The organism is Amycolatopsis sp. (genome assembly GCF_036008905.1).
GTDB lineage: Bacteria > Actinomycetota > Actinomycetes > Mycobacteriales > Pseudonocardiaceae > Amycolatopsis.
The window spans coordinates 1-9872 of sequence record NZ_DASYMU010000140.1 but is presented as its reverse complement, the minus strand read 5'-3'; the positions used below and the strand labels follow the sequence as shown (position 1 = coordinate 9872).

Genomic DNA, 9872 nt, shown 5'->3' with positions numbered 1-9872 from the left:
CCGTAGAAACCCGAGCAGTTCGCGATCCGGATCGCGCGGCGCTGCGTGCCGGTCATCGGTTCCTCCCGGTTTCCATGGGTGTGTGCCCGGCGGCGGGCGGACGGCCGGGGCCGGGCGCGCCGGCGAAGGCTTGGGCAATGGGGATCCACTCGCGCGCGGTGTCCCCGATGACCTCGAGCGCGGTGTCGGCGACGTTGCGCCGCTGAGTCACGACCAGGCAGAAGTCGAGCGCGGTGCCGAGGACCCGGTCGGGGGCGTCGGCGGGACCCCACTCCCACAAGCCGCCGGACGGGGCGACCAGTTCGACCCGCACCGGCGAGGTCGGCACCGGGCGCCCGTTGAGCTGGAACGAAAATCCCGCGGTTTGCACCCCGAGGTGAGCGATGTGCCGCAGGCGGTCGGTGGGCTCCCGGACGACACCGAGGGCGTCGGCGATGTCCTGACCGTGTGCCCAGGTCTCCATCAGCCGCGCGGTCACCGAGGAGGCCGCGCTCATGTCCGGCCCGTACCAAGGCACCCGCGCCTTCGGGGCGACGTCGCGGAGAGCGGCGATGAAACCCGCGCGCGCCCGCCGCAGCCACTGCCGCAGCGCGTCGGCCCCCAGCCCGGCGTACTCGGCCGCGATCCGGTCGGGGAAGTCGTAGCCCTTGGCCACCAGCTCGGCCGCTTCCCGGCGGAAACGCTCCGGGTCCACCGCCGCCGTCGTCGCGGTCTCGTCGAAATAGGCGAGATGGCTGAGCTGGTCTCGTACGCTCCAGCCCGCCGCAGGGGTCGGTAGGGCGACATCGGCGTCGTCCAGATCGGCGATCATGGCCGTGACCACCTCGGTCTCCGCGGCCAGGTCGGCGAGCAGTTCGTTCATCGACACGGCCATGATCAGCGCCCCTGCCAAACCGGAGAGCGCTTCTCCCGGAACGCGGCGGGACCCTCCTGGGCGTCCGCCGAAAGGTAGACAGGCTCCCAGATCTCCTCGGCCCGTTCGTAAGCGAGTTTCCTCGGGTGGGACGCGGACAGGTAGCCGGTACGTTTCGCGGCCAAGACCGACAGCGGTGCGTTGTTCGCGATGCGCTCGGCGAGCTGTTGGGTCCGCTCGCGCAACTCGGCCGCCGGAACGACCTCGTTGACGAGGCCGACCTGCTGCGCTCGCGCGGCGCTGATCGGATCGCCGGTCAGCAGGATCTCCAGCGCGATACGAGGCGGCACCAACCAGGACAGCGGAGCCGCCCACGGCGATCCCCGGCCCACCTTGACCTCTGAGACCGCGAAGCGCGCGTGCTCGGCCGCGACCACCAGATCGCACTGCTGTGCCAGCAGGAAACCGCCGCCGTAGGCCAGGCCGTTGACGGCCGCGATCGTCGGCTTCGGCACGTCGATGTTGCGGCCGATCTGGGGCAGGAAGTCCGGCGGTGGCACCGTCAGCGAGGTGTCGGACATCTCCTTGAGGTCGCCGCCGGAGCAGAACGCCTTCTCCCCTTCCCCGGTAAGCACCAGAACCTTGGCCTCCTGGTCGTCATTGAACCGGCGCACGCCTTCGAACAGTCCATCGCGAACCGCCTTGCTGAGCGCGTTGTACGCCTCGGGCCGGTTGATGGTCAGCCAGGCGACACCCTTGGTGACCTCGTAGCGCACCGGTGTCATTCCGCGTCCTCCTCGGTGATCACGGCGACGACCTCGCCTGAATCGACGGTCGTGCCCACGGCCACCAGCACCTCGGAAACGATGCCGTCGATCGGTGCCCGGACCGAATGCTCCATCTTCATCGCCTCGAACACGACGACCACGCCGCCGGCCGCGATCTTCTCCCCCGCCTCGACGGCCACCCGGACGACCGTGCCGGGCATCGGGGCGAACAGCGTGCCCGGTGCGGCTTCCAGGCCCGGCTCCGGCAACCGGGGAATCTCTTGCACCGCAGCATTTCCGAACACGCTGTCGCAGTAGGCGGTGTCGCCGGCGCGGTGCACCCGGATCCGCCGCCGGACGCCGTCGATCTCCAGATCCACCTCATCGGGCCTCGCCGAGCGCAAGGTCAGGCCGCTGAGCGCCCGGCCGTCGACCTCGGCCCACAGACCGTCGCGGGTGATCCGGTAGGCCAGCGAGATGTCCTGCTCACCGCATCGGTACTGAGCCTGTTGCGGCGCGCTCACCACGTTGCGCCAGCCCGACGGGACAGCGGGCTGCACGACCGCCGCCGCTCGCCGGTCCGCCTGGGCGGCGAGCGCGGCGGCCAGCGTGTGCACGTCCAGCGACAGCTCGCTCGGCCGTCCGATCAGCGAGGACGGGCTATGCCGCGTCAGGTATCCGGTGTCGGTGTGCCCGGCCAGGAACTCCGGCTCACGCAGGATCGCGACCAGCAGATCACGATTGGTGACCAGGCCGTGCAGCTGTGCCTCGGACAATGCCCTGGCCAGCCGCCGCGCCGCTTGGGTACGAGTGGCGCCGTGCGCGATCACCTTGGCCAGCATCGGGTCGTAGTGCGTGCCGATGACAGAACCGTCGCGTACTCCCGTGTCGACCCGGATTCCCGGCAGTGCGGGGATGCGGAACCGGTGCAGCGCACCACTTCCGGGCCGGTAGTCCTCGGCCGGGTCTTCGGCGTAGAGCCGGGCTTCGATGGCGTGACCGGAGATCACCGCACCGGTGACCTCCGGGGGCAGCGGATCCCCTTCGGCGACCTGAAGCTGCAAGGCGACCAGATCGAGCCCGGTGATCTCCTCGGTGACCGGGTGCTCCACCTGCAGCCGGGTGTTGACCTCCAGGAAGAAGAAGTCGCCGTCCTGGCCGAGGACGAATTCGACGGTGCCGGCGCCGGTGTACCCGATGGCCTTTCCCGCGGCGACGGCCGCGCTGCCCAGCTGCGCCCGCAGCTCGGGGTCGACGGCGGGAGACGGGGCCTCCTCGATGATCTTCTGGTAGCGGCGCTGGATCGAGCATTCCCGCTCGAACAGATGCACGACGGTGCCCTGCGTGTCGCCGAAGATCTGCATTTCGACGTGCCGGGGGTTCTCGACGAAACGTTCCAGGAAGACGGTGCCGTCCCCGAAGGCGGAGGCGGCTTCGCGCCGCGCGCCGGTGACCGCCTCGACCACCTCGTCAGCGGCCCGGACGATCCGCATGCCACGCCCGCCGCCGCCGAAGGCTGCCTTGACCAGCAAGGGAAAACCGATTTCGGCCGCCATCGAGGCGAGCTTCGCCGGATCGGCCGCGACCTGGTCGTCATCGGCGTCGATCACCGCTCCGGGCAGTACCGGGACGCCGGCCTGGCTCATCAGTTCCTTGGCCGCGATCTTCGAGCCCATCGCCTCGATCGCCTCGGCCGGCGGGCCGACGAAGATCAGTCCGGCCGCGGCGCAGGCCCTGGCGAATCCGGCGTTCTCGGAGAGGAACCCGTAGCCGGGATGAATGGCGTCGGCGCCGGTCGCGAGCGCCGCCTCGATGATCTTTTCACCACGGAGGTAGGTCTCCGCCGGAGCGGCACCAGGAAGTGCGACGGACTCGTCCGCGGCCGCCACGAACGGCGCGTCGGCGTCGGGGTCGGAGTGGACCGCGACGGTGACGATGTCCAGTGACCTCGCCGAACGAATGATGCGGGCCGCGATCTCGCCTCGATTGGCGACCAGCAGCTTCTGGATCCGCACCGGCCGCGTGCTCTGCGTCTGGGTCATCGATGCCGCCTCACATTCGGAAGACGCCGTAGCCACGCTGGCCGGCGACGATGTCGGAGTGCGCGGCAGCCAGGGCGATGCCGAGCACGGTGCGGGTGTCACGCGGGTCGATCAGGCCGTCGTCGTAAAGCCTTGCGGTGACGAAGAAGGAGTGCGATTCCTTGTCGATCTGGGCCTCGATCGCGGCCCGCTGCCGCTCGTCGGCCTCGACGTCGAACTCCCGGCCCGCCCCGGCCGCGGACTGCTTGGCCACGATCGACATCACGCCCGCCAGCTGGGCCGCCCCCATCACCGCGAGCCGGGAACCGGCCCAGGCGAACATCAGCCTCGGGCTGTAGGCGCGGCCGGACATCCCGTAGTTGCCGGCCCCGAACGACGAGGCCAGGTTGATGGTGATGTGCGGCACCTTGCTGTTGGCCACCGAGTTGATCATCTTGGACCCGTCCTTGATGATCCCGCCCTGCTCGTAGTCCTTGCCGACCATGAAACCGGTGGTGTTCTGCAGGAACACCAGTGGGGTGTCGGTCTGGTTGGCGAGCTGGATGAACTCACTGGCCTTTTTGGCCTCTTCACTGAACAGGACACCACGCGCGTTGGCGAGAATCCCGATGGGATAGCCGTGCACCGACGCCCACCCCGTGACCAAACTCGTGCCCCACAACGGTTTGTACTCACCGAACCGGGACCCGTCGACGACCCTGGCGATCACCTCGCGTGGGTCGAACGGGACCTTGATGTCGGCGGGCGCGATGCCCAGCAGCTCGTCCGGGTCGTACAGCGGCTCGTCGGCGGGCAGCGTCGGCCCGCGACCGAGTTTGCGCCAGTTGAACTCGGTGACGATCTGACGCCCGATCCGGATGCAGTCGCGCTCGTCGACGGCGAAGTAGTCGCAGAGACCGGAAACCTTGGCGTGCATGGCCGCACCGCCCAGTTCCTCGCCGTCGGCCTCCTCACCGGTGGCCATCTTCACCAAAGGCGGGCCCCCGAGGAACACCTTCGCCTGCTGATCGACCATGACGGCGTAATCGCACATCCCGGGCACGTAGGCACCACCGGCTGTGGAGTTGCCGAAAACCAGTGCGACGGTCGGAATCGCCATCGACGACAGCTCGGTCAGATCGTGGAAAATCTTACCGGCGTCGACGAACAACTCGGACTGCGTCGGCAAGTCCGCACCGCCGGACTCGACCAGGTTGATGACCGGCAGCCGGTTTTTCCTGGCGATTTCCAAGGCACGCAACGTCTTCTTCAGCGAGTACGGGTTCATCGCGCCGCCCCGAACCGTCGGATCGTGCGCGATGATCACACATTCGACACCGGAAACGACCCCGATACCGGTGACCACGCTCGCACCGACATGGAACTGGGTTCCCCAGGCGGCGAGTGTGGACAGTTCGAGAAACGCGGCGTCCCGATCGAGCAGCAGCTCGATCCGTTCCCGCACAAGCAATCTGCCGCGATCTCGGTGGCGCTGCTGGTACCGCGGGCCACCGCCGCCGACGGCGGCCTGGATCTGCTCGTCGAGCTCGGACAGAACCCGCTGCTGCGCGGCCCGGTTCGCCAGATAGGTCTCGTCAGAGGTGTTCAGGGTTGATTTCAGCACGGTCGGCATCGCGTTACGACCCCCTTCAGTAGGACCGGTCTAGGCCCAGGCTGTGCTGGGCCACGAAGTTCAGGACCATTTCCCGGCTCACCGGCGCGATGCGCAGCAGACGGGAGATACCCCAGTACGGGATCAGGCCGTACTCGGTCGAAAGGCCGTTGCCACCGTGGGTCTGGATGGCCGCCTCGACCGCCGCCCCCGCGGCCTCCGCCGCGGCGTACTTGGCCATGTTCGCGGCCTCGCCCGCCGGCAGGTTCCGGTCGTGCAGCCAGCCGGCCTTCTGTGTCATCAGCGCGGCGAGCTCGGTCTCGATCTTGGCCTTGGCGAGCGGATGCGACACGCCCTGGTGGGTGGCGATCGGCACCCCCCACACCGACCGGGTCTGGGCGTAGGCCGCGGCCTGCCCGAGTACGTGCCGGGCGACGCCGACGCAGACCGCCGCACCCGTGATCCGCTCGGGGTTGAGACCGTGGAACACCTGCTGGAACCCGCGGCCTTCGTCCCCGAGCCGCGCTTCCGCGGGAACCCGGAGGTCATCGAAGTGCAGGACGAACTGCTTCTCCGGCAGCTTGGCCGACACCGGCAGCGGCGTCGCCACCAGGCCCGGCGCGTCGGTGGGCACGATGAACAAGGTCAGCTCGCCCCGGCCGGTGACCTCGTCGCGGCCCGTCCGGGTCACCAGCAACACGGCGTCGGCCTCGTCGACACCGGAGATGTAGTGCTTGGTGCCGCTGATGACGTAGTCGCTGCCGTCCCGCCTGGCCGTGGTGGAGATCCGGTGCGTGTTGGACCCGGCGTCGGGCTCGGTGATCCCGAACACCACCTTGCTCTGTCCCGACGCCATCCGCGGCAACCAGTGCTTCCGCTGCTCAGCCGTACCGAACTGCGAAATCATCTCGCCCGAGATCGCCGCGGACACCAGCAGGAGCAGCAGCGGGCAACCCGCGGCCGCCGTCTCCTCGCACACCATCGCCAGCTCGACCAGCCCGGCACCGCCGCCGCCGTATTCCTCCGGCAGGTTGATGCCGAGGAAACCGGTCTCCCCCAACGCGGTCCACAGCTCTGCGCACGGTTCGCCCGCTTCCGCCTTCGTCACGTAGTACTGAGGACCGAACCGCGCGGTGATGGCACGCACGGTCTCGCGCAGACCGCGATGCTCGTCGGTCTCCTGAAAGTCCACGGCGACTCCTCATTTCCTCACGTGATCTGTTCTTGCCGGACGCTCACGTGCCGGGCTCTCGCTCTCACGCGTGCGAACCTGTCAACGCGTCACCAGGTGCAACGCGACCCGCCACTCACCTTAGTGCATCATCGTTCACTATCTCGCCGCAAGCAAGGCCGGCAGTACTGTCGAGCACATCGGCGTGCCGGCAACCGGAATATGGAGGACCATCACTTCGTGAGCAACGAACAGATTCAACGACGCAGGGATCCGGACAGGAGGGCGCGAATCCTGGACGCGGCGGCAAAACTGGTCTCCCGAAACGGCTACCACGCGGTGGGGATGACCGAGATCGGCGCCGAGGCCGGCATCGTCGGTTCAGGCATCTATCGGCATTTCGACAGCAAGGCGGCGATCCTTGTCTCCTTGCTGTCCCAGGTGATGGACGACCTTCAGCGAACGGCGGCACACATAGTCTCGAGCACCGACGACGATCGGAGCGCGCTGGCCGAACTGGTCGACCACCACGTCCGTGTCGCGATCGAGGATCGGCGGCTACTGGCCGTCTACCACCGGGAAGCGCACAACCTGCCGGAGGAAGACTTCCGGCGGCTGCGCCGCGCACAGCGCCATTACCTCGAGGAATGGGTGTCGGTGGTCGCCCCGCTGCGATCGGATCTGTCCGACGGGGAGGCTCGCCTCGTCGTGCACGCCGCGATCGGCGCCGTGCAGTCCATCCTCTTCTACGACAGCGGCTTGCCGCAGGAGCGCATGGCGGACCTGCTCGGCGAGATGGCCTACGGCTGCCTCGGTGTCGAACGCGCCCCGCTGCCGAGGGCCGACAGCCTCCCGCTCGCGTCTGGTTAGTGAATCGCGAGTTACTCAAAGCTTGATTTTCACTCGGCCACGAGCAATGCTGGGCACAAGACTGGGGCGGTGCGGCAAGGAGGCTGACGTGAACCTGGCTGATGTCGAGCTCGACGTGACGAACCTACGTGGCAGGCGAGCGGTCAACCGATGGGAACGTACCTCCATCGGAGATGTCTTCGAGCGGCTGACCTGGAGTTATCCGGACAAGGTCGCCATCACCGGCTGGGCGGGGGCCTATGCCGACGAACGTCTGCGGTCGGTGACCTACCGGCAGGCCGACGAGATCGCGAACCAGCTCGCCAACGCGCTGCTCGGCCGGGGCCTGCTGCCCGGTGCCCGGGTCCTGCTGTTCTGCGAGAACTCGGTCGAGGCTTATCTCGCGAAGATCGGGATCGCGAAGGCGGGCATGGTGGCGGTACCGGTCAACCCCATGCTGGCCACCGACGTGCTCGAACATGTCATCGCGCAGACCGAACCGGGTTTCACCATCGTCGACGCCGAACTCTGGCCGAGCGCCGAAAAGGCGTTCGGCAACGCCGGCCTGGCCGTCGGTGCCACCATCGCCATCGGCGGTGCGGCGGTCGCCGGCAGTCCGACCTTCTCCGAGTTCGTCCACGACGCGCCGACGACCGAACCGGACGTCACCATCCACGGTGACGACATCTGGGAATTGCTCTTCACGTCCGGTACCACCGCCATGCCCAAAGGCGTGATGCTCTCGCACAACGCGGGCTATCTGGCCGGGTTCAACTTCGCGGTGTCCCTGACCCGCGGGATCCGCCTTGACTGCGACCTCCGGGTCGGGACCTTCCTGCCGATCATCTACCACATCGGCGACCAGATCTTCACCTTGTCGGCGTTCCTGGCGGGCGGCAGCCTCGTGATCGGGCGCAAACCCGATCCCGAACAGGTCGCCGCGGCGATCGAGGCGGAACGGATCACCGCCTTGTGGGCCGGCTCGCCCCAGTTCGTCACCGCACTGGCCGCTGAGATCGACGCCAAGGAGTCCGACGCCACGAGCCTGACCGTGCTCGTCTACGGCTGGGGCGCGCTTCCGCCGTCGGTATATGAAACGCTGCGCCGCCGCACTACCGAAGACCTGGTGGTCATCGGCATCTTCGGGCAGACAGAGACGATCGCCTGCCACCGGTTCTGGCCTGCCAAATGGCCCGAGGCCTACGAACGCACCGCTCCCAGGATCAACTACGTCGGCATGCCGAGCCCACTGCTGGCCTCCGACGTCGTCGACGAACTGGGCCGGTCGGTCCGGGATACCCCCGGGGTCCCGGGTGAGGCCGTCTACCGGTCGCCGACCGTGACCGCCGGTTACTACCAGAACGAGGCCGCTACTCGCGAAGCGTTCCGCGGCGGCTGGTTCCATTCGGGCGACAGCACCACCGTCGATGAGGACGGCTTGCGGATCATGGTCGACCGCTTCAAGGACATCGTGAAGTCCGGCGGCGAGAACGTGTCCAGCATCCGTGTCGAGGCCGTCCTGCACGAGCATCCGGCCATCCTCCGGGCCGCCGTCATCGGGCTGCCGCACTCCCGCTGGGGCGAAGCCGTCACCGCCGTGGTGGTCCTCCGGGAGGGCGCCACCGCGACCGCGGACGACATCATTGGGCACTGCCGGGACAGGCTCGGTGGCTACGAAACCCCGAAAGCCGTCGTATTCGCCGAGGAACTGCCCGAGACAGTGGGCGGAAAGATCCTCAAGTACAAGCTGCGGAACCAGCACTCACAGATGTTCGACGACGAGCAATGACGACGATCCACGCTCGGCGAGTGTGATTCAAGTCACTCGCCTGATTTCGGTTGCGGCGACGGGTTTTCCTCCGGCGGCTGGTCTTGATCCGGACCGAACCCGACCACCACTCCGGAGTGTCCGATGTCCACTACCTTGCAGACCGCCGTCGTCACCGGTGCCAGCCGCGGCTTCGGGCGCGCCATCGCCGCCGCACTCGTCGCCGCGGGTACCGGCGTCGTCGGCATCGCCCGCGACGAGCAGCAGCTGCGCGCCGTCCGCGACGAACTCGGCGAAGGCTTCACGCCCGTCGCCGCCGACGCCACGGACGCCACGCTCGCGCAGGACTTGATCCGCGAACACCGTCCCAGCCTGCTCGTCCTCAACGCCGGGGTCACACCGCACATGGCGCCCGTGCACGAGCAAACCTGGGAAACCTTCAGCCGCAACTGGCACACCGACACCCGGCACGTCTTCACCTGGATCCGCGCGGCGCTGCGAGAGCCTCTGGCGCCGGGCAGCGTGGTCGTCGCGATGTCCAGCGGAGCCGTCCTGGGCGGATCCCCGCTCAGCGGCGGATACGCCAGCGCCAAGGCCGCCATCCGGTACCTGCGGGGGTACGCGGCCGACGAGTCGCAGCGGGCCGGGCTGGACCTCCGGTTCGTCACGCTGCTTCCGCAGCTGACCCCGGCCACCGGCCTCGGCTCGGTCGGGGTCGCGGGCTACGCCGCGCGCCAGGGCGTCGACCCGGACACCTTCGTCGAAGGCCTGCAGCCGATCCTCACCCCGGACCAGGTCGCCAAGGCCGTCGTGGAACTCGCGGGGGACCCC

At 68.3% G+C, this 9872-nt stretch carries 8 protein-coding genes; 3 read left to right on the top strand and 5 right to left on the bottom strand.

From position 1 onward, the window contains the following. Positions 1–52 precede the first annotated feature (52 nt). Genes VGP60_RS24410 through VGP60_RS24390 form a run of 5 tightly spaced genes read right to left on the bottom strand, consistent with a single transcriptional unit; the run spans position 53 to position 6445 of the window. Positions 53–874: a TIGR03084 family metal-binding protein gene (locus VGP60_RS24410; protein WP_327550404.1), complete on the bottom strand. Its 822-nt coding sequence runs from the start codon at positions 872–874 to the stop codon at positions 53–55. 2 nt (positions 875–876) lie between these two features. Beyond that, a complete protein-coding gene (locus VGP60_RS24405) occupies positions 877–1638 on the bottom strand; it encodes an enoyl-CoA hydratase/isomerase family protein (protein ID WP_327550403.1) in 762 nt (253 codons plus the stop codon). Next, positions 1635–3662 carry an acetyl/propionyl/methylcrotonyl-CoA carboxylase subunit alpha gene (locus VGP60_RS24400; RefSeq protein WP_327550402.1) on the bottom strand — a complete coding sequence of 676 codons (2028 nt, stop codon included), beginning with the start codon at positions 3660–3662 and terminating at the stop codon, positions 1635–1637. Before VGP60_RS24400 ends, VGP60_RS24405 begins: the two co-directional genes overlap by 4 nt. Before the next feature lie 10 nt (positions 3663–3672). Next, positions 3673–5274: an acyl-CoA carboxylase subunit beta gene (locus VGP60_RS24395; protein ID WP_327550401.1), complete on the bottom strand. Its 1602-nt coding sequence runs from the start codon at positions 5272–5274 to the stop codon at positions 3673–3675. 16 nt (positions 5275–5290) lie between these two features. Next, on the bottom strand, positions 5291–6445 hold the full coding sequence (locus tag VGP60_RS24390; protein ID WP_327550400.1) for an acyl-CoA dehydrogenase family protein: 1155 nt from the start codon (positions 6443–6445) through the stop codon (positions 5291–5293). Between the two features lie 219 nt (positions 6446–6664). On the opposite strand from VGP60_RS24390, the gene VGP60_RS24385 reads away from it, so the two are divergent. The 3 genes from VGP60_RS24385 to VGP60_RS24375 all read left to right on the top strand — a co-directional run. Further along, positions 6665–7294: a TetR/AcrR family transcriptional regulator gene (locus tag VGP60_RS24385; protein ID WP_327550399.1), complete on the top strand. Its 630-nt coding sequence runs from the start codon at positions 6665–6667 to the stop codon at positions 7292–7294. Between the two features lie 88 nt (positions 7295–7382). Continuing rightward, entirely contained in the window at positions 7383–9062 is a 1680-nt protein-coding gene (locus VGP60_RS24380; protein ID WP_327550398.1) for an AMP-binding protein, read from the top strand. 123 nt (positions 9063–9185) lie between these two features. Further along, positions 9186–9872: SDR family oxidoreductase (locus tag VGP60_RS24375; RefSeq protein WP_327550397.1), on the top strand; the 687-nt coding region annotated here is incomplete at its 3' end.